The organism is Flavonifractor sp. AGMB03687 (assembly GCF_017811815.1).
Classification (GTDB): Bacteria; Bacillota; Clostridia; order Oscillospirales; family Oscillospiraceae; genus Flavonifractor.
On sequence record NZ_JADKZI010000008.1, the window covers coordinates 89,168 to 109,860 of the forward strand.

Annotated in this window: 26 protein-coding genes and 1 riboswitch; of the genes, 8 read left to right on the forward strand and 18 right to left on the reverse strand. The window is 60.7% G+C overall.

Annotated elements, in window-relative coordinates; translation table 11 throughout:
- Positions 1-68: 68 nt before the first annotated feature.
- Positions 69-539 carry a hypothetical protein gene (locus tag J9789_RS14510; RefSeq protein ID WP_209346402.1) on the forward strand — a complete coding sequence of 157 codons (471 nt, stop codon included), beginning with the start codon at positions 69-71 and terminating at the stop codon, positions 537-539.
- Between the two features lie 71 nt (positions 540-610).
- Here J9789_RS14510 and J9789_RS14515 read toward each other — a convergent pair whose 3' ends face one another.
- The 9 genes from J9789_RS14515 to thyA all read right to left on the reverse strand — a co-directional run bounded on the left by J9789_RS14515 (position 611) and on the right by thyA (position 8,946).
- Positions 611-1,516, reverse strand: coding sequence for an IS3 family transposase (locus J9789_RS14515; RefSeq protein WP_209346484.1), 906 nt, complete (start codon positions 1,514-1,516; stop codon positions 611-613).
- Positions 1,450-1,800, reverse strand: a complete 351-nt coding sequence (locus J9789_RS14520) for a helix-turn-helix domain-containing protein (RefSeq protein ID WP_209346403.1) — start codon at positions 1,798-1,800, stop codon at positions 1,450-1,452. Before J9789_RS14520 ends, J9789_RS14515 begins: the two co-directional genes overlap by 67 nt.
- Before the next feature lie 87 nt (positions 1,801-1,887).
- Complete coding sequence (gene htpG / locus J9789_RS14525; RefSeq protein WP_209346404.1) at positions 1,888-3,810, reverse strand: molecular chaperone HtpG; 1,923 nt, start codon at positions 3,808-3,810, stop codon at positions 1,888-1,890.
- 127 nt (positions 3,811-3,937) lie between these two features.
- The gene (locus J9789_RS14530) at positions 3,938-4,966 is read right to left on the reverse strand and encodes a hypothetical protein (RefSeq protein ID WP_245185298.1); all 1,029 of its coding nucleotides are present in this window, start codon (positions 4,964-4,966) and stop codon (positions 3,938-3,940) included.
- Between the two features lie 146 nt (positions 4,967-5,112).
- The gene (locus tag J9789_RS14535) at positions 5,113-5,289 is read right to left on the reverse strand and encodes a hypothetical protein (RefSeq protein WP_209346405.1); all 177 of its coding nucleotides are present in this window, start codon (positions 5,287-5,289) and stop codon (positions 5,113-5,115) included.
- A gap of 7 nt (positions 5,290-5,296) precedes the next feature.
- Entirely contained in the window at positions 5,297-6,667 is a 1,371-nt protein-coding gene (gene mnmE / locus J9789_RS14540) for a tRNA uridine-5-carboxymethylaminomethyl(34) synthesis GTPase MnmE (RefSeq protein ID WP_209346406.1), read from the reverse strand.
- A 384-nt stretch (positions 6,668-7,051) separates the two neighbouring features.
- Positions 7,052-7,624, reverse strand: coding sequence for an NUDIX hydrolase (locus J9789_RS14545; protein WP_209346407.1), 573 nt, complete (start codon positions 7,622-7,624; stop codon positions 7,052-7,054).
- A complete protein-coding gene (locus J9789_RS14550; protein ID WP_209346408.1) occupies positions 7,624-8,103 on the reverse strand; it encodes a dihydrofolate reductase in 480 nt (159 codons plus the stop codon). Before J9789_RS14550 ends, J9789_RS14545 begins: the two co-directional genes overlap by 1 nt.
- Positions 8,104-8,115: 12 nt before the next feature.
- The gene (gene thyA / locus J9789_RS14555) at positions 8,116-8,946 is read right to left on the reverse strand and encodes a thymidylate synthase (RefSeq protein ID WP_209346409.1); all 831 of its coding nucleotides are present in this window, start codon (positions 8,944-8,946) and stop codon (positions 8,116-8,118) included.
- Positions 8,947-9,051: 105 nt separating this feature from the next.
- Here thyA and J9789_RS14560 point away from each other — a divergent pair, with 105 nt between their 5' ends.
- Entirely contained in the window at positions 9,052-9,618 is a 567-nt protein-coding gene (locus J9789_RS14560; RefSeq protein ID WP_209346410.1) for an aromatic acid exporter family protein, read from the forward strand.
- Between the two features lie 8 nt (positions 9,619-9,626).
- Here the strand turns inward: J9789_RS14560 and mtaB are convergent, their stop codons facing one another.
- Complete coding sequence (gene mtaB / locus J9789_RS14565) at positions 9,627-10,913, reverse strand: tRNA (N(6)-L-threonylcarbamoyladenosine(37)-C(2))-methylthiotransferase MtaB (protein ID WP_209346411.1); 1,287 nt, start codon at positions 10,911-10,913, stop codon at positions 9,627-9,629.
- A 135-nt stretch (positions 10,914-11,048) separates the two neighbouring features.
- Here mtaB and J9789_RS14570 point away from each other — a divergent pair, with 135 nt between their 5' ends.
- Positions 11,049-11,288: an HPr family phosphocarrier protein gene (locus J9789_RS14570; protein ID WP_209346412.1), complete on the forward strand. Its 240-nt coding sequence runs from the start codon at positions 11,049-11,051 to the stop codon at positions 11,286-11,288.
- A gap of 42 nt (positions 11,289-11,330) precedes the next feature.
- Here J9789_RS14570 and J9789_RS14575 read toward each other — a convergent pair whose 3' ends face one another.
- Together J9789_RS14575 and J9789_RS14580 are read right to left on the reverse strand one after the other, a co-directional pair.
- Positions 11,331-11,948, reverse strand: a complete 618-nt coding sequence (locus tag J9789_RS14575) for a TatD family nuclease-associated radical SAM protein (RefSeq protein WP_209346413.1) — start codon at positions 11,946-11,948, stop codon at positions 11,331-11,333.
- A gap of 41 nt (positions 11,949-11,989) precedes the next feature.
- Positions 11,990-12,757 (reverse strand): TatD family hydrolase, encoded by a 768-nt coding sequence (locus tag J9789_RS14580; RefSeq protein WP_209346414.1) that lies wholly within the window; start codon positions 12,755-12,757, stop codon positions 11,990-11,992.
- Positions 12,758-12,840: 83 nt separating this feature from the next.
- Positions 12,841-12,913, forward strand: a riboswitch (Fluoride riboswitch).
- A gap of 52 nt (positions 12,914-12,965) precedes the next feature.
- Between J9789_RS14580 and J9789_RS14585 the strand changes: the two genes are divergently transcribed.
- On the forward strand, positions 12,966-14,141 hold the full coding sequence (locus J9789_RS14585) for a cation:proton antiporter (RefSeq protein ID WP_209346415.1): 1,176 nt from the start codon (positions 12,966-12,968) through the stop codon (positions 14,139-14,141).
- 138 nt (positions 14,142-14,279) lie between these two features.
- Here J9789_RS14585 and J9789_RS14590 read toward each other — a convergent pair whose 3' ends face one another.
- The 4 genes from J9789_RS14590 to J9789_RS14605 all read right to left on the reverse strand — a co-directional run bounded on the left by J9789_RS14590 (position 14,280) and on the right by J9789_RS14605 (position 16,520).
- Positions 14,280-14,651 (reverse strand): endonuclease domain-containing protein, encoded by a 372-nt coding sequence (locus tag J9789_RS14590; protein WP_209346416.1) that lies wholly within the window; start codon positions 14,649-14,651, stop codon positions 14,280-14,282.
- Between the two features lie 155 nt (positions 14,652-14,806).
- Positions 14,807-15,385, reverse strand: a complete 579-nt coding sequence (locus J9789_RS14595) for a carboxypeptidase-like regulatory domain-containing protein (RefSeq protein ID WP_209346417.1) — start codon at positions 15,383-15,385, stop codon at positions 14,807-14,809.
- A 137-nt stretch (positions 15,386-15,522) separates the two neighbouring features.
- Positions 15,523-15,729 (reverse strand): DUF896 domain-containing protein, encoded by a 207-nt coding sequence (locus J9789_RS14600; RefSeq protein WP_209346418.1) that lies wholly within the window; start codon positions 15,727-15,729, stop codon positions 15,523-15,525.
- Positions 15,729-16,520: a YlmH/Sll1252 family protein gene (locus J9789_RS14605; protein WP_209346419.1), complete on the reverse strand. Its 792-nt coding sequence runs from the start codon at positions 16,518-16,520 to the stop codon at positions 15,729-15,731. Before J9789_RS14605 ends, J9789_RS14600 begins: the two co-directional genes overlap by 1 nt.
- A 117-nt stretch (positions 16,521-16,637) precedes the next feature.
- Between J9789_RS14605 and J9789_RS14610 the strand changes: the two genes are divergently transcribed.
- From J9789_RS14610 to J9789_RS17180, 4 genes are all read left to right on the forward strand, one after another.
- Positions 16,638-17,282 (forward strand): hypothetical protein, encoded by a 645-nt coding sequence (locus J9789_RS14610; protein ID WP_245185299.1) that lies wholly within the window; start codon positions 16,638-16,640, stop codon positions 17,280-17,282.
- Complete coding sequence (locus tag J9789_RS14615; RefSeq protein WP_348633700.1) at positions 17,276-17,554, forward strand: DUF1294 domain-containing protein; 279 nt, start codon at positions 17,276-17,278, stop codon at positions 17,552-17,554. Before J9789_RS14610 ends, J9789_RS14615 begins: the two co-directional genes overlap by 7 nt.
- A gap of 114 nt (positions 17,555-17,668) precedes the next feature.
- On the forward strand, positions 17,669-17,893 hold the full coding sequence (locus tag J9789_RS17175) for a sigma factor (RefSeq protein WP_245185300.1): 225 nt from the start codon (positions 17,669-17,671) through the stop codon (positions 17,891-17,893).
- 23 nt (positions 17,894-17,916) lie between these two features.
- On the forward strand, positions 17,917-18,987 hold the full coding sequence (locus tag J9789_RS17180) for a sigma factor-like helix-turn-helix DNA-binding protein (protein ID WP_348633701.1): 1,071 nt from the start codon (positions 17,917-17,919) through the stop codon (positions 18,985-18,987).
- Positions 18,988-19,026: 39 nt separating this feature from the next.
- Here the strand turns inward: J9789_RS17180 and obgE are convergent, their stop codons facing one another.
- Together obgE and rpmA are read right to left on the reverse strand one after the other, a co-directional pair.
- Positions 19,027-20,307, reverse strand: coding sequence for a GTPase ObgE (obgE, locus tag J9789_RS14625; protein WP_209346420.1), 1,281 nt, complete (start codon positions 20,305-20,307; stop codon positions 19,027-19,029).
- 90 nt (positions 20,308-20,397) lie between these two features.
- Entirely contained in the window at positions 20,398-20,682 is a 285-nt protein-coding gene (gene rpmA / locus J9789_RS14630; RefSeq protein WP_209346421.1) for a 50S ribosomal protein L27, read from the reverse strand.
- Between the last annotated feature and the right edge of the window lie 11 nt (positions 20,683-20,693).

The window sequence follows — 20,693 nt, forward strand, 5'->3', positions numbered from 1 at the left end:
CTATGGCCGGGACCTTGTTTTTTCCACTTTCACCGGATATAATGTGGAAAAAAGAAGGAGGGATCACCATGGATGAGACGCCCACCGTCCCCACCCTGCCGGTGCTGGAGGAACTGCGGGCCTGCTATGGGACCTTTGTGGAAAAGCTGGAGAAAAGCCGCGCCTCCAGCCTGGGCGAGGTCATGGGCAACTACTTCCGCGCCCAGGGCAACCCCCGGGTGACCTATGCGGTGGAGGAATTCAACGAGACCCTCAACGGCCATGTGGCCGCCCTGGCCAATGATCTGGGCTCCCGCCCGGCGGAGGAGGCGGAGGCCCTGGCTCTGGAGGCTCTGGAGCAGATTCTGTTCTATCCCCCGTCCAGGAACAACACCGTGGCCTTCTCCCTGGCTGCCTTTGAGGGCCACGCCCTGCCCCTGATCCCCTTCCTGTCCCCGGAGCGGCGGAAGGAGCTGGCCCGGCGCTACACCAGACGCACCTCCCCCCGGATGATGCTGCCCAACCAGAAAAAGGTGTGGAACGCCCTCACCATCTGTTAACGCAAAAACAGGCCCCCCGGATCACTGAAGTGACCCCAAAAAGTTAGACAATATTTGAGAGTAAAAATTGTTCAAGCAACCGAAAGGGCTTGTTGTCTGTGAAGAGCAGGCGGCAAGCCCTTTAGCTTTGCCTTGATACGGTGGTTATTGTAATAGTCCAGATAAGCAATCAATTCTTGCTTGAAGTGTTCCATGGAATCAAATTCTTGCAGATAGAGCAATTCGCTTTTGAGTAGACCGAAGAAGTTTTCCATGACAGCATTGTCCAGACAGTTCCCCTTCCGGCTCATACTCTGCCGGATGCCTTTCTTCTGAAGCATCCGTTGGTACTGTTTGTGTTGGTATTGCCAGCCCTGATCGGAATGCAGGATGAGGTTGGTTCCATCCGGTATTTTCTCAAAAGCCTTTTCCAGCATAGTCGTAACCATGCTCAGAACCGGCCGGCTGGAGATCGTAAAGCTGACCAAATCACTGCTATGTAGATCCAGAATGGGTGAAAGATACAGTTTCTCCCCGAACAGGCTGAATTCTGTCACATCCGTGACCCATTTCTGGTTTGGCTTTTCGGCGCGGAAATCCCGGTTCAACAGATTTGGAGCAATCTTGCCAACCTCACCCTTGTAAGAATGATACTTTTTCATCCTGACACGACAAACCAGGCCCAGTTCCTTCATGAGCCTCTGGACAGTCTTGTGGTTCAAGGGAATATTACGGCTGCGTAGTTCTGTTGTAATACGGCGGTAGCCATACCGACCTTTGTTTTCGTGGTATATGGCTGTGATTTCTGCCTTGGCAGCTTCATATTTGTCTGGGCGGTTCATCCGCTTCAGATGATAGTAAAACGTTGCACGGGGCAGTTGAGCGATTGAAAGAAGAATATACAGAGAATGTCTTTGCCTTAGCTTTTGAACTACCTGCGTTTTCTGCGCTGGCGCCGCTCGTCTTCCAAAACCAAGGCTTGCAAGTTTTTTAGGTATTCATTCTCCGCACGCAGCCGCTGTACCTCGGCCAGCAGATCTTCTTCTACCTCTTTCGGCAGCTTCTTTGGCCGGCCAGTGCTGCCGCGCCCTCGACGCTCCACCCGAAATCCTTCTGGTCCCTCTTCCAAATAGATTCGTTCCCATGATTTGATCTGGTCTCTGCTGTTTACCTCAAATCTACGGCAGGTTTCGCGGTAACCCAGTCCTTCTTCCAGCATTGTCTTTATTACCTGCTCTTTAAATTCCGGCGTATATCGTTTATTTGGAACTCCTTTTGGCATAGCAAAACACCCCACTTGTTAGATAGTATATCATACTGTCTAACAAATGGGGTGCAGTTCACACCGGGGGGCCTGTTTTTTTATTTCTTACTTCATGAGGGAGCACACCAGCTCGGTGTATCCGGCGGGGTCGGCCAGGGGCAGACCGGCGATGAGCTGGGCCTGGGCGTACAGCAGCTTGGCGTACTTGGCGGCCAGGTCCTTGTCCTCAGCTACCGCCCGCTTCAGGGCGGCAAAGGCCTCGGAATCGGGGTTGAGCTCCAGCACCCGCTGGGCCTTCATATTGTCGGCGTTGTCCGGGTCCATGCGCTGGAAGTACTTCTCCATCTCCAGGGTGATGGGGCCGTCGGTGGTGAGGCACACGGCGCCGCTCTTCAGGATCTTGGACAGGCGAGCCTGGTGGATCTCCTCCCCCAGGGTCTCCTTCAGGAAGTCCAGCACCGGCTTGTTCTCCTCCGCCTTCTGCTCCAGGGCGGCCTTCTCCTCGTCGGTCTCGGGCAGGGCGTCGTCGTCGTCCACCGACTTGAAGGGCTTGCCGTCCACCGCGCCCAGCACGTTGACCACAAACTGGTCGGCCTCGGCGGTGAGGTAGAGGATCTCGTAGCCCTTGTCCCGGATGCGCTCGGCCTGGGGCAGCTTGTCCAGCTTAGCGGTATCCTCGCCGCAGGCAAAGTAAACGTACTGCTGATCCTCGGGCATGCGCTCCTTGTACTCGGTCAGGGTGGTCAGCTTGCCGTCCTTGGAGGACCAGAAGAGCAGCAGGTCGCTGAGCAGGTCCTTGTGGACGCCGTAGTCGGCCACCACGCCCATCTTGATCTGGGGGCCGAAGGCCTTCCAGAAGGTCTCGTACTTCTCCCGGTCGTCCTTCTGGAGACGGAGCAGCTCGGCCTTGATCTTCTTCTCCAGGTTGTTGGCAATGACCTTCAGCTGGCGGGTGTGCTGGAGCATCTCGCGGCTGATGTTCAGGGAGAAGTCCTGGGAGTCCACCACGCCCTTGACGAAGCGGAAGTGCTCGGGCAGCAGGTCGGCGCACTTGTCCATGATGAGCACGCCGGAGGAATAGAGCTGCAGGCCCTTCTCATATTCCCGGGTGTAGAAGTCGTAGGGGGCGTGGGAGGGGATGTAGAGCATGGCCTTGTACTCCACGGTGCCCTCAGCGGACACGTGGATCACGCTCAGGGGATCCTCCCAGTCGCCGTACTTCTCCTTGTAGAACTGGTTGTATTCCTCGGTCTTGACCTCACTCTTGGGCCGCTGCCACAGGGGCACCATGGAGTTGAGGGTCTCCCACTCGTCGTAGTCCTCCCACTCGGGCTTGTAGTCGTCACCGGCGTCCTCCGGGCGAGGCTTCTGGCGGGACTTGTGCATGAGCATGACGATGGGGTAGTGGATGTAGTCGGAGTACTTCTTCACCAGATCGGAGATGCGGTACTGCTCCAGATACTCGTCATAGTGGTCGTCGTCGGTGTTGGCCTTGATGTGGAGCACGATGTCGGTGCCCACGCCCTCCTTCTCGCAGGGGGTGATGGTGTAGCCGTCGGCGCCGTCGGACTCCCAGCGGAAGGCCTCCTCAGCGCCGTAGGCCTTGGAGGTAACGGTGACGTGGTCGGCCACCATGAAGGCGGAGTAGAAGCCCACGCCAAACTGGCCGATGATGTCGGTGGTGTCCCCCTCGGCCTTCTCCTGCTTGGCCATCTCCTGCTTGAACTGGAGGGAGCCGCTGCGGGCGATGGTGCCCAGGTTCTGCTCCAGCTCCTCCTTGGTCATGCCGATGCCGTTGTCGCTGATGGTCAGGGTACGGGCGATCTGGTCGGGGGTGAGAGTGATCTTCAGATCCGACCGGTCCAAACCTACCTTGTCATCGGTGAGGGCCTTGTAGGCCAGCTTGTCCATGGCGTCACTGGCGTTGGAGATGATCTCCCGCAGGAAAATCTCCTTGTGGGTGTAGATGGAGTTGATCATCAGGTCCAGCAGGCGCTTGGACTCTGCTTTGAACTGTTTCTTTGCCATGGTGGATGCCTCCTGTATGTAAAACTATATTAAAAACATAGCGTTAGCACTCAACCATCCTGAGTGCTAACGCTATCATAATCCTTCGTATGAAAAATTGCAAGGGGGTTCAAGAAATGTTTACAATTCACGCCTCCTCATCCATCTCCCAGTTGTACTCCCGGAACACGATCCGGAAGGAGGGGATGTTGTCCCCGCCCAGATTGGAGGTCTCCACCGTGAACCGGTAGGCCCGGTCGGTGAGGAGGGCGGACACCACCACGTCCTCCCCATCCTCCCGGATGGTGACCTCTTTCAAAAAGTGGCTGTCCCGGCCCAAGGAGCCCGCCGGGAAGGAATAGGGATACAGGTCCTCCGGATAGACCCCCTCCCCGGTCCATTCCGCCGCCTCGGTCCCCACGCCGCCGCTCTCCAGACAGGTGTTGTACAGGCGAATCGTGAAGGTTCTGCTGTCCGGGTCATACGTGGTAGAAAAGCCGGGGGTGCTGGTGGCAGCCGGGAAGAAGGACTGGAATTTCTCCATACTGTCCCCATTGGGAATGAAGGAGAAGGACAGGCCGTCGGCGTCGATGCGGGCGTCGTAGAGCTGCTCATACCGCTGAGAATAGACCGGCCCCTCCTCCGTAGCGCCGATAAAAAGGGGCTGGGCCGGGTCCAGCCAGACCGGCTCATAGGAGGTCTCCACATCGATCCACCCTGGAACCAGCTTGCTGTTTTCATCCCCCAGTACCCGCACCGTGGCCTCCTCAGGCAGGCCGTTCCAAGGGGTGATCGCGCTCTGCCCGGTGACAGTGTAATGGACCTGACCAGGACCTGTGATCTCATAGCTGGCAAACTGGCTCATGGCAGTGAGCTGCACCCGGCGGCCGGTCTGGCCAAACACCCAGTCCAGCAGGGAAAAGTTGGAGTCGTTCTCATAGCCGTACTCCACCAGCCAGTCTCCCTCATAGGGGGTGAGTTTGCGCACCTCATAGCCCTCCCAGCCGTACAGGGTGTAGATGCTCTCCTCCTGTACCGGCAGCACCGTGAAGTCGTAGCCTGCCGCCGGAGTGGTCTCCTCCGCTGGGGGCGTGGTCTGCGTCTCAACCGGCGTCTGTGCCGCGCAGCCGCACAGGGCAAGGGCCAGCAGCAGGGCGGGAAATGCCTTTTGTCTCATGACAGTACCTCCTTTTGTGCCTCCATCCTACCATGACTCTCGGTACAGAGGGTTACAGGAGCGGTGCCAATGTGGAGACAAGGGGTTACAAAACGCGAAAAAAGGGCGGTTTTTGCCGCCCTTTTTTCCATATTTGTATGCTGCTGTCAGATCCACTCCAACAAAGACAGGACATAGTCCCGCATCTTTTTGCTGGACACCGCGCACAGCACCACCAGGAGCAGCCCCACTCCGAAGGCCCAGAGCATATCCTGCCCATAAAGGCCAATGCCCAGCAGGGCCACACCCAGCACCGCGATTCCGCTTTTGATGTATTTCATCATAAGCACCTCATTTGCCCACGCAGAACCGCTCAAAGATGCGGGCGGTGATGTCCTCCCGGATGTCGGCGCCGGTGAGCTCGCCCAGGGCGGACAGAGCCTCCTCCACGTCGGTGAGGAGGGCGTCGGGGGTGACCCCCGCCGCCAGGCTGGCGGCGGCACGGTCCACGCTGTCCAGAGCCCGCCGGGCGGCCTCAGCCTGCCGGGCGTTGGTGAGCAGCTCTCCCGCCGCCTCCGCGCCGCCAGCAGGGAACTGGGTGGCCACCAGCTCGCCCAGCTTGTCCAGGCCCATACCGGTCTTGGCACTCACACTGACCACCGGGGGCATCTGCGCCAACCCCAGCACCGGCATGGGTGCCGAGGGCAGGTCTCCCTTGGTGCGCACCAGGATCACGGGCGCCCGGTCCATGGCGCGCTCCAGCAGGGTCACGTCCTCCTCCGTCACGGGGACCGAGCCGTCCCACAGCACCAGGATGAGGGCGGCCTCCTCCAGAGCGGCTTTGCTGCGCTCCACGCCGATACGCTCCACCGCGTCGTCGGTGTCCCGGATGCCGGCGGTGTCGATGAGCCGCAGCACTACGTCCCCCAGCCGACAGCGGGCCTCCACCGTGTCCCGGGTGGTGCCGGGAATGTCGGTGACGATGGCCCGGTCATAACCCACCAGGGCGTTGAGCAGGGAGGATTTGCCCGCGTTGGGCCGCCCCGCCAGCACGCAGGGCACACCGCCGGTGATGTACCGGCCCCGCCGGTAGGTGGCCAGCAGCTCCTCCAGGGCCGTTCTGGCCCCGGTCAATCCCGTCTGGATGGTCTCCGCCCGGAAGGGGTCGATGTCCTCATCCGGGTAGTCCAGCACGGCGTGGAAGTGGGCCAGCAAATCGGTGAGGCCGTCGTAGATGGCTCCCACCCGGCGGCCCAAAGCGCCCGCCAGCTGACCGGCGGCCTGCCGCACGGCGGCGGGGGTCTCGGCGTCGATGAGGTCGGCCACCGCCTCCGCCTGGGTCAGGTCCAGCCGCCCGTTGAGGAAGGCTCGGCGGGTGAACTCACCCGGCCCCGCCTGCCGCACCCCCTGGGCAAAGAGGGCCTCCAGCCCCAGAGCCAGCACCGCCGGGGAGCCGTGGCACTGCACCTCCGCCGTGTCCTCCCCGGTGTAGCTGTGGGGGCCGTGGGAGATGGTGGCCAGGGCGTGGTCAATGACCTCCCCCTCAGGGCCCAGCAGCTCCCCCAGCACCAGACGCCGGTCCTCCTGCTCCTCCAGGGCCTTGCCCCCCAGGGGGCGGAACACCGCGGAGACGGCGGAAATGGCCTCCGGCCCGCTGAGCCGCAGGATGCCGATGGCGCTTGGCACGGCGGGGGTTGCAATAGCTGCGATGGTATCGGACATGGTCTTCCCTTCCTGTTTCCGCCGGAATCGGAAACTTTGGCGATTCTGCCGTGGATTTTCCCCTTGACTTTTCTTATGTCGACCAAAAGATGCATAACGGCTGTTTTCCACCCCTGTGGACAAGTGTGGAAAACCATGTGGATAATGTGGAAAACCCTGTGCAGGGAAGCCTTTCCTGTTTTCTTACCGTTTTTTTACATTGCATATCATTCTGTATACATCCTGTCAAAGGGAATGGACGTATCAGATCTTTTGTTAGGACGTCAAAAAAATAAACGGTTTTTGGGCAAGTCGGCACTTGCGCGGTGAGGGCGGGCATGATACCATTACCTGGTGGTAATCGTCTGCCCCGGAGCGCCCCTGCGGCCCTGTGCGGCAGACCTTTTACTGCCTGTTTCCCACCAGCTGCCGGGCCCGTTCCAGCAGCTTGGTATACACCTCGTCCATCTGCCACTCGTTGGTAAGCGCCAGCAGCTTGTCCGCCGGCAGCCAGGCCACACCTGTGTTCTCCCCCTCCCGATACTGGAGGGGGTCACTTTCGTCTGCGGTCAGCAGATAGGTCACATTCAGGTGCTGGTGGGAGGGTACCCACTCCCCCCGCTTCACATGGCCCCACACCGGCAGGATCTCCAGGGAGGCCATGGCGGTACTTAAAGGCCGGATGTGGACCACGCCGGTCTCCTCCCGGGCCTCCCGCAGGGCCACCGCCAGCAGGTCGGCCTCTCCGTCGGCGTGACCGCCGGTCCAGGCCCACACCCGGTACAGGTTGTGGTGGGCCATGAGCACCTTGGTGGCGTCGGCATTGACCACAAAGCCGGAGGCGGTGAAGTGGGCGATCTTATTCTGCCGGGTCAGGATATTGTCAGGAAACAACCGCAGATACTCCAGCATCATTTTCTTGTCCCCCACTTCCTGCTGGTTTTGGGGGACATAAGCCTCGATCTCTTCCCGGTACATCAGCGCACCCTCTCGTAGGTCACGTAGCGGAAGGTCAGGCCCTCATGCTCCAAGGGCTCCCCCTCCTCGGTCACCTGCCACGCCGGGTCGGCGTCCAGGTCGGGGAAGAAGGCATCGGCGGGCCAGGCCTTGTCGATCTTGGTGATATAGGCCCGGTCACAGTGGGGCAGCAGGGCTTTGTACACGCTCTCCCCGCCGATGACGAAGGCGTCCGCCGGGGCGGCAGCCAGCAGGCTGTCCACGTCGGGGAAGACCTCCGCCCCTTCCGGGGCAAAGGATTCGCTGCGGGACAAGATCAGGTTCCGCCGGTTCTTCAGAGGTCTGCCGCCGGGGAAGGTGGCCAGAGTCTTGCGGCCCAGAATGACGGCATGGCCGGTGGTAAGGGCCTGGAACCGCTTCAGGTCGGCGGGGATGTAGCACAGCTGGTCCCCGTCCTTGCCGATGGCCCAGTTCCGGTCCACCGCTGCAATGAGATCCATATCGTTCCCTCCTTAAATGGCCACCGGAATGGGCTGGTCCAGGGTGTGGAACTGGTAGCCCTCCAGCTTAAAGCTGTCCTTGGTAAAGGCATAGAAATCGGTAATGTTCGGGTCCATCCACAGCTTGGGAGCCTCGTAGGGGGTGCGGGAGATGATCTCCTCCACCACCGGCACGTGGCGGTCATAGATGTGGGCATCGGCAATGACGTGGACCAGCTCGCCCGCCTCCAGACCGGACACCTGGGCCATCATGTGGACCAGGGCGGCGTATTGCATCACGTTCCAGCCGTTGGCGGTGAGCATGTCCTGGGACCGCTGGTTGAGAATGGCGTTGAGGGTCTTTCCGCTGACGTTAAAGGTCATGGAGTAGGCGCAGGGGTAGAGGGCCATCTCGTGGAGGTCGTGGTGGTTGTACAGGTTGGTCATGATCCGGCGGGAGGCCGGGTTGTGCTTCAGGTCGTAGAGCACCCGGTCCACCTGGTCGAACATGCCCTCCGCATACTGGTGCTTGACCCCCAGCTGATAGCCGTAAGCCTTGCCGATGGAGCCGCTCTCGTCGGCCCAGGCATCCCAGATGTGGCTGCTCAGATCGTGGATGTTGTTGGACTTCTTCTGCCAGATCCACAGCAGTTCGTCCACCGCGCTCTTGAAGGCCATCTTGCGGATGGTCTGGACGGGGAACTCCTCCCGCAGGTCATAGCGGTTGACGATACAGAATTTTTTCACGGTGTGGGCGGGGGTGCCGTCCTCCCAACGGGGGCGCACGTCCTGATCGGTGTCCCACACCCCGTGGGCCAGAATATCTTTGCAGTTCTCAATGAACAATTCGTCTGCGCGGCTCATGGCGTACCTCCATCTTCCTTTGCATGGTATTTCTCTATTGTTGTTCCGGGGAAGGATCCCCCTCATATATCTTCAAAAATCAACATCAGGAGTGTGACCGACACCATGAAAGACGTCCCCGCCTCAGGTTCCGCCACCACATCCCATTCCCTTCACATCCACATCGGCCTGCGCAACATCAAGACTGCCCTCTCGGCGGCCCTGTGTGCGCTCATTTACTTTCTCTTCCTGGACAACCGCAACCCCACCTTCGCCTGTATCGGCGCCATCTTCGGCATGGGGGCCAACATGGACCACTCCAAGCTCCACGGCGGCAACCGTCTCTTCGGCACCATCATCGGCGGCTTTCTGGGCATGGGGCTGTTCCGCATCTATCTGATCTTCTACCCCGACGGGGAGAACCGGCTGCTGCTGGTGCCCCTCCTGTTCGTGGGCGTGGTCATCCTCATCCTGCTGGCTCAGTTCTTCTGGGTGGGAGCGGTGCAGCCCGGCGGCGTGGTGCTGTGCATCGTGCTCTTCAACACCCCGGTGGACACCTACGTGTCCTACGCCGTCAACCGTATGTTTGACACCGGCGTGGGCGTGGCCATGTCCCTGCTCATCAATTATCTCCTCCCCCGGGAGCGGCTGGAGCCCTGGGTGGACAAGATCAAGGCGAAGCTTCATCGGTAAGGGGTCCTTTACAAAACCTCACCCAACAGGCCTTCTCCATGAAGGCCTGTTATTTTTACGTCCTTTTTCACGTTGTGTAATCCCTTGGCAGGAGCAAAGACCTCGGTGTAGTTGGGGGCGTGGCCCCGCCACAGGCCGTCCTTCTCCTCCTCGAAGAGGACGGGCAGGGTCTGTCCCACCCAGCTCTCCAGCCAGGTCTGGTGGAGCTGACGGGCCACCTCCCCCGCCCGGTGGGCACGGTCCTCCTTCACCGCGTTGGAGCACTGACCGGCCATGGCGGCCGCCGGGGTGCCGGTGCGGCGGGAGTAGGGGAAGATGTGCATGGCGGAGAAGGCGCATTTCTGCACAAACTCCAGGGTCTGGGCAAACTCCTCCTCAGTCTCCCCGGGGAAGCCCACAATGAGGTCGGTGGTAATTCCGGGGCGGTCAAAGTGTTCTCTCAGTAATCTGGCGCTCTCATAATACCGTGCGGTATCATATTTCCGGTTCATCCGCTTCAAAACGCTGTCGCATCCCGACTGCATGGACAGGTGGAAGTGGGGGCACAGGTTGGGGATGACCGCTCCCCGGCGGCAGAATTCCTCCGTGATGGTGCGGGGCTCCAGGGAGCCCAGCCGCACCCGGCAGTCGGGGGCGGCGGCGCACACCGCTTCAATCAGGTCCATCAGCTCCGGCTTGCCCTCCAGATCCCGGCCCCAGGAGGAAATCTCGATGCCGGTGAGCACCAGCTCTTTGTAACCCTCCTGGGCCAGCTTGGCGGCCTGGGCGGCGGCCTCGTCTGCGGGCAGGGAGCGGATGGGGCCCCGGGCGTAGGGGATGATGCAGTAGGTGCAGAAGTTGACGCAGCCGTCCTCCACCTTCAGCATGGCCCGGGTGCGGCCCTCCAGGCCGCCGGCAGGCAGCCGCTCGAAGGTGCGGCGGCGGAGGGCGTCGTCCACGTCCACCACCTGGCCCCCGTCGGGGCTGAGGGCCTCCAGCCGATCCAGAAAGCCCATGCGGTCGTTGGTGCCCATCACCAGGTCCACCTCCAGGGCCTCCACCGCCTCGGGGTCGGTCTGGGCGTAGCAGCCGCACACCGCCACAATGGCGTGGGGGGAGCGTTTGCGGGCCTGCCGAATCATCTGGCGGGACTTTTTGTCGCTGACCGCCGTGACGGTGCAGGTGTTGATGATATAGGCGTCGGCCTCCCCGTCAAAGGGCACCAGGGTGTGGCCCCGGCGGGTGAGCTCGGCCTCCATGGCCTGGGTCTCATACTGGTTCACCTTGCAGCCCAGGGTGTAGATCGCTGTACGCATACGCTTTCCTCTCTTTACAGGCCGGATTTTGGTTGAAAATCCATGGACGCCTGTCTATAATAGAATTCAGAACGATTGGTTCTATTATAAAGACTCGCTCGGCCATTGGCAAGCAGTTCATTCTGGAGGTGCCCCATGTCTGAATTTCAGGTCTCTCTGGCCTCTATTGAGGAGGTCCGCCAGTTCGTCAACGCCGCTACCCGCTCGTTCTGTGAGGTGGACGTGCTCTCCGGCCGCTATGTGGTGGACGGAAAGTCCATTATGGGGTTATTTTCCCTGGATCTGTCCCATCCCGTGACCATCCGCCTCCACGGCAGCGACGGCGATCAGGCCGCCTTCCGTCAGGCGGTGGCCGCCTTTGTTCCGGCTGAATAACAGACAAGCGGGGCGCTGCATCAGCAGCGCCCCGTCTTTTTGTTAATCCTCAATGTAGGCCCGGATGCGGAGGGTGACCCCCAGATCCTCGGTGATCTTGCGGCAGCGGTCGATGTCCTCCTGGGTCTTGTCCTTGTCCACAATGGTCATGACCACGTGGGGCACATGGGCCGTGGCCTTCTTGGCGAAGTCCAGCATGGCCTCCCAGGCCTTTACGCCGTCCTTGGGCTGGGTGACGGCGCAGTACTCCTCCGGCGTGGAGCCGTTGAGGGAGATGGACACGGTGTCGATGCGCCCGGCCAACTCGGGCGTCACGTCCCGGCCCAGGATCAGGTTGGCGTGGCCGTTGGTGTTGATGCGGATGGGGGGCAGGTTGGGCACCTTCTCCTTCAGCTGATCCACCAGCCACAGGATATCGTCGGTGCGGTACATGGGCTCGCCGAAGCCGCAGAACACCAGCTCCCGGTACTTGGAGTAGTCCCGGGCCAGCAGGTCGTCCAGGGCCTCCTGCCGGGTGGGCTCATGCTCCAGCCACAGGTCGTCGGCGTAGATGGAGCCCTTGTGGCCGTTGTGCCGCAGGCAGAACACGCACCGGCAGTCGCACCGGTTGGTCAGGTTCACATAGAGGGCGCCTTCGTACTCATAGGAAATGGTCATCATGGTACATTACCTCCATATCAATGGGCGGCCTGGGGCCGTCCTTATGCGATTCCAAAAAAGCGCTTTCCGTTCTCCAGGGTGATGCGGAGGACCTCCTCGGTGGTCAGCCCCTTCAGCTGGGCCACGGTCTGGGCCATGAGGGGGATGAGGGAGGAGTCGCAGCGGCGGCCCCGGTAGGGCTCGGGGGCCATATAGGGGGCGTCGGTCTCCAGCATGATCCGGTCCATGGGCAGCCAGCTTATCACCTCGGGGGCCCGGCGGGCATTCTTGAAGGTGATGTTGCCGGTGAAGGAGAGCATCCACCCCTTGTCCACCAGCACCTTGGCGTCCTCAATGCTGCCGGCGTAGCAGTGGAACACGCCCCGGGCGTTGGGATGGGCACGAACCATATCCACGCAGTCCTTGTGGGCGTCCCGGTCGTGGACGATGGCGGGCAGGTTCAGCTCCTCCGCCAGGGAGAGCTGGGCGTCGAAGAAGTCCCGGGAGTTGGCCCGGTCCTCGGGGGTCTTGACCCAGTAGTAGTCCAGGCCGATCTCCCCCACCGCCACGCACTTTTTGTGGGCGCACAGGGCGCGGATCTCATCCAGCTGGTTCATGGTTACCCCTTCCAGGTTCTCCGGATGGAAGCCGGCGGCAAAGTAGAGATAGTCGTAGCGCTCCGCCAGGGCCATGGACTGCCGGGAGGACTCTAGGTCGCAGCCGGGGCACACCACCAGGTCCACCCCCTTGTCCGGCAGCTGGGCCAGCAGGGCGTCCCGGTCGGCGTCAAAGGCGTCGTCGTAGTAATGGGCGTGGGTATCGAAGATCATAAAGGCCTCCTGTGGTCTTGTTTTTTCCATCATACTCCCTTTTGCCCTTGTTGACAAGGGGCGGCGGCTGTGGTATACTGCCACAGAAATACGGGGATGAGGTCCGCCCGGGGCATTTGCCCGAACCGCCATTTGGCTGATGACTTCTGCAATTTGTTGCAGGGAGCATTGGCTCTTTTTTTGCCCTCTGGAAGGGATGATGTGTGTTATGTTGACAAGTTTAGGCTTCGTGCTGCTGTTGGGCCTGGTGCTGGGCACCCTGGCCACCAGGCTGCGGCTGCCCTCCCTGGTGGGCATGCTGCTGGCGGGTATTCTGCTGGGCCCCTGCGTGCTCAATCTGCTCTCCCCCAGCCTGCTGGGGATCTCCGCCGACCTGCGGCAGCTGGCCCTGGTCATTATCCTCACCCGGGCCGGTCTGAGCCTGGATGTGGATGACCTGCGCCGGGCGGGACGGCCCGCCATTCTCATGTGCTTCCTGCCCGCCACCTTTGAGGTGCTGGGTATGGTGGTCCTGGCCCCCCGGCTGCTGGGGGTAAGCACCCTGGACGCCGCCATCATGGGCGCGGTGGTGGGTGCGGTGTCCCCCGCCGTTATTGTGCCCCGGATGCTCAAGCTGATGGAGGAGGGCTATGGCACCGCCAAGGGCATCCCCCAGATGGTGCTGGCGGGGGCCTCGGTGGACGACGTGTTCGTCATCGTCCTCTTTACCTCCTTCACCGGCATGGCCCAGGGCGGCTCCTTCTCTCCCGCCGCTCTGGCGGGGGTGCCGGTATCCATCGTGCTGGGGGCGGCCTTCGGCTTGCTCATCGGCTTTGTGCTGGCCAGGTTCTTTGCCAAGTTCCACATGCGGGACTCTATTAAAGTGGTCATCCTGCTGGGCCTGGCCTTCCTGCTGGTGGCCCTGGAGGACGTGATCCCCGTCCCCTTCTCCGGCCTGCTGGCGGTGCTGGGTGCCGGTCTGGGCCTGCGGCGCTGGCGGCTGGTGGTGGCACAGCGGCTCACCGCCAAGTTCGGCAAGCTGTGGGTAGGCGCTGAGATCATGCTCTTCGTGCTGGTAGGCGCCGAGGTGGACCTGGGCTATGCCGCAGCCGCCGGTCTGGCCGCCGTGGCCACGGTGCTGGGTGTGCTGTGCTTCCGGGCCCTGGGCGTGCTGCTCTGCGTGGCAGGCAGCAAGCTCACCCGCTCGGAGCGGCTCTTCACCGTGCTGGCCTACCTGCCCAAGGCCACCGTTCAGGCCGCCATCGGCGGCGTACCCCTGGCCATGGGCCTGGCCTGCGGCCAGATCGTCCTCACCGTGGCGGTCATCGCTATCCTGGTCACCGCACCCCTGGGGGCCTTCGCCATCGACTTCTCCTACAAGAAGCTCCTCTCCAAAGGGACGTAAAAAAAAGACGCCTGCCGTTAGACAGGTGTCCGTAAAACAGTTAAAGGTCGAGTATCTAAACAGTAGATACTCGACCTTTTCTTTGTGGGGATAAAGGCGCAGAGATCCTCCAAAGGCTCCCTTGTGTAAAGGGAGCTGTCAGCCGGTAGGCTGACTGAGGGATTGTCTTACCGTAGCATCGATATACTCGCAGACCCCACGGAAGTTTCTGCTGACTTCGTTATTCGGAATCCGCAGAACCTGCAATCCATAGCCTTCCAAGAAGGTGGTTCGTTCTTCATCTTTGTCCATATTCTCATCCTCATAGTGTTGTGAGCCATCCAGTTCTATCACAAGTTTGGCTTCCGCACTATAAAAATCAGCAATATATTTTCCCAATACTTTTTGCCGGGAGAACCGCACAGGATAGGAACACAGAAAATCATACCACAGGTGTTTTTCTTCTTTTGTCATCTCTTTGCGCAAGTGCTTTGCCAATGGAACCAACTGCTTATTATGCTTTGACTGCATGACACTCCCTCCGTCACGGCTGCGCCGTGCCACCTCCCTTTACACAAGGGAGGCTGTGGTGCGGTGCAGCACTGCACATCGCACCACACACCCAAAGGTGTATAGAAGTGCGCCCTTAATCAGTTCGATAAACTGGAATTTGCAGAATTGAATCATTACACACAAGGATTAAAAATTGCTGCAGCTCCATAATGGCTATCTGCATCTACAATTTGAATTTCAATCTTATTCCAAGCATCGGTTCCTTCAACTTGAATCAAATAAGCTGTCATTTCCCTATCAGCAGCTACTTCTACGACTGTGTTCTTTGCAATAATAGCGGTTTCTTTCCCATCAACTTCCACACGAATGGAAATATCATCTGGTGCTATGTTTTCATTTCCTTCCTGAAATTTCACCAAACTCATAGGTCTAAAGTATATCATAAGACCATTTCCTGCACCTTTGACAGAAAAAATATGTAATCCGTATATCTCCAATGTATCAAAGCTAATATCCAACGAAGTGTTTTCTAAAAGCGGCATGTTTTGACACCAATACTCCAAATAGTTTACCGCATAGTCTTTTACTGCAGTTAAAAAAGGATACTTCCCCCCGGGAATATCGAATTGATAGTATCCATCCTCGTTACTATCTGCACAGTAGATAGTAGTAAAACTGTTGTTCTTTATTTCAATCTTAGCTCCGGCAATAGGAGTATTGTTCTTACTTTTTACATATCCATCTAAAAGCATTGACTTATCTCCCCGTCAAATTTTGATTTGTTGAATTGTCTATACGGTATCATAGTCACCTTGAAAACACAATCGGCACAGCGCTGTGCCGATTAACTGTTTTATGGACACCGCCCATTCTGGCAGGCGTCTTTTTTTTAGGGCTTCTTGCCCAGCTTGTGCTTGGTGCCGTCGGGCTCCACGATATAGGTGTTCTCCAGCTGGGCCACCAGATTGTTCCGGTAGGCGGCGATATACTCCTGCCGCAGCAGGTCCCGCTCCACCATCTCCTCGGGGGTCAGGCCCTCCTCGCTTTTGGCCTTCTTGGCCAGCTCGTTGATACGGGCAATCTTTTTCTCATCCATTATACATATCGCTCCAGTAAAATCATAATTCGCCCCTTTTTGGACGGGCCGCCCACCTCTTTGAGGACACATTTGCCCAGGCCCCGGCAGCTCATCACGTCCCCCTCCGCCACAGGGCGGTCGGGCTTGAGGCACTCCCGGTGGTTGAGCTGGAACTTGCCTGAGGCGATCAGGTCGGCTGCCTTGCCCCGGGACAGGGAAAATCCGGCGGCGGCCACCGCGTCCAGCCGCAGGGAGCTGACGGTGTCCCGGATGGGTTTCACCTTCACCTCCGGGGGCTTCAGGTCGGCCAGCTCCATGGCGGACGTCTTCAGCCGCACCCGGCCCGCCTGGTCCAGATTCATCACTAGGAAGTCGGCCACGTCCTCCAGGGCCAGGATGTGGCACTCGCCGTCCCCCACCAGCAGGTCCCCGATCTTCTCCCGGTCCAGGCCCAGGCCCAGAATGGAGCCCAGAAAGTCCCGGTGGCTCAGGGTGCCGTTGGACCAGGTACAGCGGACGGCCCTGATAGGACAGTCGCTTTCCAGCCACATATCCTCCTCCTGCCAGTCGGGGAGGAAGGCGCACACCGTCCGCTCCGCCCCCTCAAACCCGCCGTAGAACAGGTGCCGAGGATGGCCGCAGGCGTTGAGCAGGTTTTCCACACTGACCCGCTCCTGTGGGGATAAAAAGCCGGTATGGCCGAGGACCGACCGGGTACGGGCCAGCTCCAGCTTGTCCATAGCCCGGGCCAGCAGCAGCCGCTCCTCCCCGTCCCGGGCCAGCTTGTTCAGCAGTTCGGTTTTGGTCATCTCTTCCTCCTGTGGGGTAGTGTACTCAGAATAGCACAGTTTTTCCCCGCTGGCAACTGCCGCCGCCTTGACAGCAATGCTATACTGATAATAATTACGAGAAAAGGGGGTGGGTCCATGCCCACGTTCATTCTTCATCCGGAGCGGCTGGACCTGACCGGCCCCGGCGGAGCGCTGTGCCACGGGGCGGACCAGGACTGGTTCCCCGATCCCTGGCAGCAGCGGGCGGGGTGCGGTCCCACCACCGCCGCCCTGATTTTCCACTATCTTGCCCAGCAGCGCCCGGAGTTTTCCCCATTGTGTCTGGAATTGGGGAAAGACTGCGCCACCTTTACCGGCCACATGTGCCGGGTGTGGGAGTACGTCACCCCCCGCAGCCACGGGCTCAACCGGCCGGAGTACATGGTGGAGGGCATGGCGGCCTACGGCCAGGCCGCGAGGGTACCGCTTACGCCCACCCTCTTCTCCTTCCCCTCCGCCCGCACCAAGCGTCCTCCCTGGGAGCAGCTGCGGGCCTTCGTGGAAGCCAGCCTAAAATGTGACTGCCCGGTGGCCTTCCTCAACCTGGACAACGGCAAAATCAAGCAGCTGGACCGGTGGCACTGGGTGACCCTTGTGGGCCTGGAGGGGGACATTGCCTCCATCGTGGACAACGGCAACGCCTTCACCATGGATCTCAGGCTATGGTACGCCACCACCAAGACCCGGGGCGGCTTTGTGTGCGCCCTGGGGGCGGGAGAGGAGTTTGCATCGTCATGCTGAAATGGCTGGCTTTATGGGTGCTCTTCTGGAGCATCCTGGACTACATACTTATGGGTGTGGACAAGTGGAAGGCCAAACGGGATCGCTGGCGGGTGCCCGAGAAGACCTTCTTCCTGGTGGCCGTCCTGGGGGGCTCCCTGGGAGCCATCCTGGGCATGTACGCCTTCCACCACAAGACCCGCCACTGGTACTTCAAGTGGGGCCTGCCCGCCATCCTTATCGCCCAGATCGCCCTGGGCGGGTGGCTGTACTGGCACTTTTTCCTGTCCTGACCATGCGGAAGCCAATGGCTTCCGCATTTTTTTGCAAAGATGAAGAATCCGGCGTTCCTCAATCGTATTGTGGGTGAAAGCGCTTTTCAATCCCACGGAAAGGACGTGACAGCCATGCCACCCATACCAGACCGGGCGGAAGCCCAGCGGCTGGTGGATACCTACTCCGACCTGATCCTCCGGCTGAGCTACACCTATCTGGGCAGCACTGCCGACGCCCAGGACATCTGCCAGACCGTCTTCCTCAAGCTGCTCCAGGCCCCAAGGCCTTTGACAGTATCGAGCACGAGCGGGCCTGGATCATCCGCACCGCCGTCAACCTGTGCAAAGACCACCTGAAAAGCCGATGGCGACGCACCACGGTGGCCCTGGACGCGGCGGAGCACGTGCCCGCCCCCCAGCCGGAGGAGGGCACCCTGCTGGCAGCTCTGGAGCTGCTGCCCCCCAAATACCGCACGGTCATCTACCTCTATTACTACGAGGGCTACTCCGCCAGGGAGATCGCCGCCCTGGTCCTCAGCGTGGGCGTGGCAGGCGCCACCGGCGTGCTGGGGGAGGTGGGGGAGCGCTTCTCCGCCCTCTTCGGTCCCGCTACCCAGACCGAGGTCATTGACCAGATCGGCTACCCCATCGGCGCCTCAGTCACCGCTGACGGCATCACCATCACCGCCGACGCCATCGTGGGGGACACCTACTCCTACGCCATCGTCTACTCCATCTCCCGGGAGGACGGGCAGCCCCTGGTGAGCCAGGAGACGCTGGACGGCAGCGAGGAATACGAGGGCCGCCTGCCCCTCTCCTTTGAGTCCTACGACCTGCGGCCCACCGGCCCCTTGGCCTTCCTGTCCTCCGGAGGCGGCGGAGGCTTCTCCCACTTCTACGACGCCGACCCCACCGACAACGCCATCCAGTTTGTGACCTTCTGGACCTCCGACACCCCCATCCGCTCGGGCAAGGTGAGCACCACCTTCCGGGGGCTCTATGACACCACCGACAGCTATGCCAACAAGACTCTGCTGGCGGAGGGCCCCTGGACCCTGGACTTTACCATGGACTTTGAGGATTCCTCCATGGACCTCCCCGCCGGACAGGCGATTCAGGTGAGCGGCATGGACGCCACCCTGGGCCGCATTACCCTCTCCCCCCTGTCCATCATGGTGGAGTACACCGTCCATCAGGAGGCGCCGGAGGCGGAGCGGCAAAACGGCCAGGAAGATGCGGCAAACGACCCCTACGCCCCCTTCCGGGACCTGCCCGTGACCCTCACCTACACCGACGGCTCCACCCTGGAGCTCAAGAATGCCACGACCAGTGCCAGCTCCAGTGGCGGCAAGACCAAATGCACCATGGGTATTATCTTTGACTCCATCCGTCCCCTGGAGGAGGTGGCCTCGGTCACCGTGGGGGATGTGGTCATCCCGATCTCCCAGTAAAACAAAAACAGGGCCCGCCATCTGGCGGGCCCTGTTTCGTTAGCGCTGGTACTCGAACTCCAGATTGTACAGGGACACGATATCCCCGTCGTGGATGCCCATCTCCTCCAGCCGGTCGAAGAGGCCGGACTGGCGCAGCATCTTGTCGAACCAGTTGCGGGACTCGTAGTCGCCGAAGTTGACGTTGGCCATGAGCCGCTGGAGCCAGGGACCCTCCACGATCCAGGTGTCCTCCTCGTGGATGATGTTGAGGGGCTCGGACATATCCACCTCCGGGGGACGCTCCACATAGGTGGGCTCGTACACCGTGATGGGAGGCAGGTGCTCCAGCTCCCGGGCGGCGGCAAACATCAGCTCCCGGGTGCCCAGCTGGGCAGCGGCGGAGATCTCATAGAAGGGCATGCCCAGCCCTTCCACGTAGGCCTTCAGGGCCTCCAGACCGGTGCGGTCGGCGGCGATGTCCACCTTGTTGCCCGCCACGATCATGGGCCGGGAGGCCAGGTCGGGGCCGTACTGCTTCAGCTCCTCCTGGATGGCCTTAAAGTCCTCCACCGGGTCACGGCCCTCGCAGCCGGACACATCCACCACGTGGATGAGCAGGCGGCAGCGGTCGATGTGCCGCAGGAAATCGTGGCCCAGGCCGGCGCCGTCGGAGGCGCCCTCAATGATGCCGGGGATGTCGGCCAGCACGAAGGACACGCCCTCGTCCACATAGACCACGCCCAGGTTGGGGAACAGGGTGGTAAAGTGGTAGTTGGCGATCTTGGGCCGGGCCTTGGACACCACGGAGAGCAGGGTAGACTTGCCCACGTTGGGGAAGCCCACCAGGCCCACGTCGGCCAGCAGCTTCAGCTCCAGGATGACCTGCCGCTCCTGACCGGGCAGGCCAGCCTTGGCGAAGCGGGGCACCTGACGGGTGGGGGTGGCAAAGTGCTTGTTGCCCCAGCCGCCGTTGCCGCCCTTGGCCAGCACGAAGCGGTCGGTCTCCGACATATCACAGATGATCTCCTGGGTCTCGGCGTCCCGCACCACGGTGCCCCGGGGCACCTTGATGATCATATCCTCGCCGTCCTTGCCGGAGCAGCGCTTGCCCTGTCCGTCCATGCCGTTGCCCGCCACGTACTTGCGCTTATAGCGGAAGTCCATCAGGGTGGACATATGGGGGTTGATCTCCAGGATCACGTTGCCCCCCCGGCCGCCGTCACCGCCGTCGGGTCCGCCGGCGGCCACGTACTTCTCCCGGTGGAAGGCCACCGCGCCGTTGCCGCCATTGCCCGCCTTGACGGTGATGCGGGCGGTATCTACAAAGGGTGCTGCCATAAAAACCTCCTTCGTCTGGCCTTGCGGCCATCATCTTGCCAATAGAAAAGCCTCGAACGGGTTCCCGTCCGAGGCTTATGATACCCATAATTACTGGGCGATCTCCACGATAGAGACCTGCTTGCGGTCCTTGCCCAGGCGCTCAAACTTCACGCGGCCGCTCTTCATGGCGAACAGAGTGTCGTCGCTGCCCTTGCCCACGTTGACGCCGGGATGGATATGGGTGCCCCGCTGGCGGACCAGGATGTTGCCGGCCAGAACGAACTGACCGTCGCCCCGCTTCACGCCCAGACGCTTGGCCTCGGAATCGCGGCCGTTACGGGTGGAGCCCACGCCCTTCTTATGAGCGAAGAACTGAATACCGATGTTCAGCATGGTGTCACACC

Excerpts from the sequence above, each read along its gene's own strand:
- J9789_RS14610 (WP_245185299.1), top strand. The coding sequence starts at position 16,638 with ATGCCCACGTTCATTCTTCATCCGGAGCGGCTGGACCTGACCGGCCCC.
- J9789_RS14580 (WP_209346414.1), bottom strand. The coding sequence starts at position 12,757 with ATGATCTTCGATACCCACGCCCATTACTACGACGACGCCTTTGACGCC.
- J9789_RS14600 (WP_209346418.1), bottom strand. The coding sequence starts at position 15,729 with ATGGATGAGAAAAAGATTGCCCGTATCAACGAGCTGGCCAAGAAGGCC.
- rpmA (WP_209346421.1), bottom strand. The coding sequence starts at position 20,682 with ATGCTGAACATCGGTATTCAGTTCTTCGCTCATAAGAAGGGCGTGGGC.
- J9789_RS14560 (WP_209346410.1), top strand. The coding sequence starts at position 9,052 with ATGAAAGACGTCCCCGCCTCAGGTTCCGCCACCACATCCCATTCCCTT.
- J9789_RS14535 (WP_209346405.1), bottom strand. The coding sequence starts at position 5,289 with ATGATGAAATACATCAAAAGCGGAATCGCGGTGCTGGGTGTGGCCCTG.
- J9789_RS14615 (WP_348633700.1), top strand. The coding sequence starts at position 17,276 with ATGCTGAAATGGCTGGCTTTATGGGTGCTCTTCTGGAGCATCCTGGAC.
- obgE (WP_209346420.1), bottom strand. The coding sequence starts at position 20,307 with ATGGCAGCACCCTTTGTAGATACCGCCCGCATCACCGTCAAGGCGGGC.
- J9789_RS14590 (WP_209346416.1), bottom strand. The coding sequence starts at position 14,651 with ATGCAGTCAAAGCATAATAAGCAGTTGGTTCCATTGGCAAAGCACTTG.
- htpG (WP_209346404.1), bottom strand. The coding sequence starts at position 3,810 with ATGGCAAAGAAACAGTTCAAAGCAGAGTCCAAGCGCCTGCTGGACCTG.
- J9789_RS14510 (WP_209346402.1), top strand. The coding sequence starts at position 69 with ATGGATGAGACGCCCACCGTCCCCACCCTGCCGGTGCTGGAGGAACTG.
- thyA (WP_209346409.1), bottom strand. The coding sequence starts at position 8,946 with ATGAGCCGCGCAGACGAATTGTTCATTGAGAACTGCAAAGATATTCTG.
- mtaB (WP_209346411.1), bottom strand. The coding sequence starts at position 10,913 with ATGCGTACAGCGATCTACACCCTGGGCTGCAAGGTGAACCAGTATGAG.
- J9789_RS17175 (WP_245185300.1), top strand. The coding sequence starts at position 17,669 with ATGCCACCCATACCAGACCGGGCGGAAGCCCAGCGGCTGGTGGATACC.
- J9789_RS14570 (WP_209346412.1), top strand. The coding sequence starts at position 11,049 with ATGTCTGAATTTCAGGTCTCTCTGGCCTCTATTGAGGAGGTCCGCCAG.
- J9789_RS14550 (WP_209346408.1), bottom strand. The coding sequence starts at position 8,103 with ATGGATCTCATTGCAGCGGTGGACCGGAACTGGGCCATCGGCAAGGAC.
- J9789_RS14585 (WP_209346415.1), top strand. The coding sequence starts at position 12,966 with ATGTTGACAAGTTTAGGCTTCGTGCTGCTGTTGGGCCTGGTGCTGGGC.
- J9789_RS14520 (WP_209346403.1), bottom strand. The coding sequence starts at position 1,800 with ATGCCAAAAGGAGTTCCAAATAAACGATATACGCCGGAATTTAAAGAG.
- J9789_RS14530 (WP_245185298.1), bottom strand. The coding sequence starts at position 4,966 with ATGAGACAAAAGGCATTTCCCGCCCTGCTGCTGGCCCTTGCCCTGTGC.
- J9789_RS14605 (WP_209346419.1), bottom strand. The coding sequence starts at position 16,520 with ATGACCAAAACCGAACTGCTGAACAAGCTGGCCCGGGACGGGGAGGAG.
- J9789_RS14575 (WP_209346413.1), bottom strand. The coding sequence starts at position 11,948 with ATGATGACCATTTCCTATGAGTACGAAGGCGCCCTCTATGTGAACCTG.
- mnmE (WP_209346406.1), bottom strand. The coding sequence starts at position 6,667 with ATGTCCGATACCATCGCAGCTATTGCAACCCCCGCCGTGCCAAGCGCC.
- J9789_RS14595 (WP_209346417.1), bottom strand. The coding sequence starts at position 15,385 with ATGCTTTTAGATGGATATGTAAAAAGTAAGAACAATACTCCTATTGCC.
- J9789_RS14545 (WP_209346407.1), bottom strand. The coding sequence starts at position 7,624 with ATGTACCGGGAAGAGATCGAGGCTTATGTCCCCCAAAACCAGCAGGAA.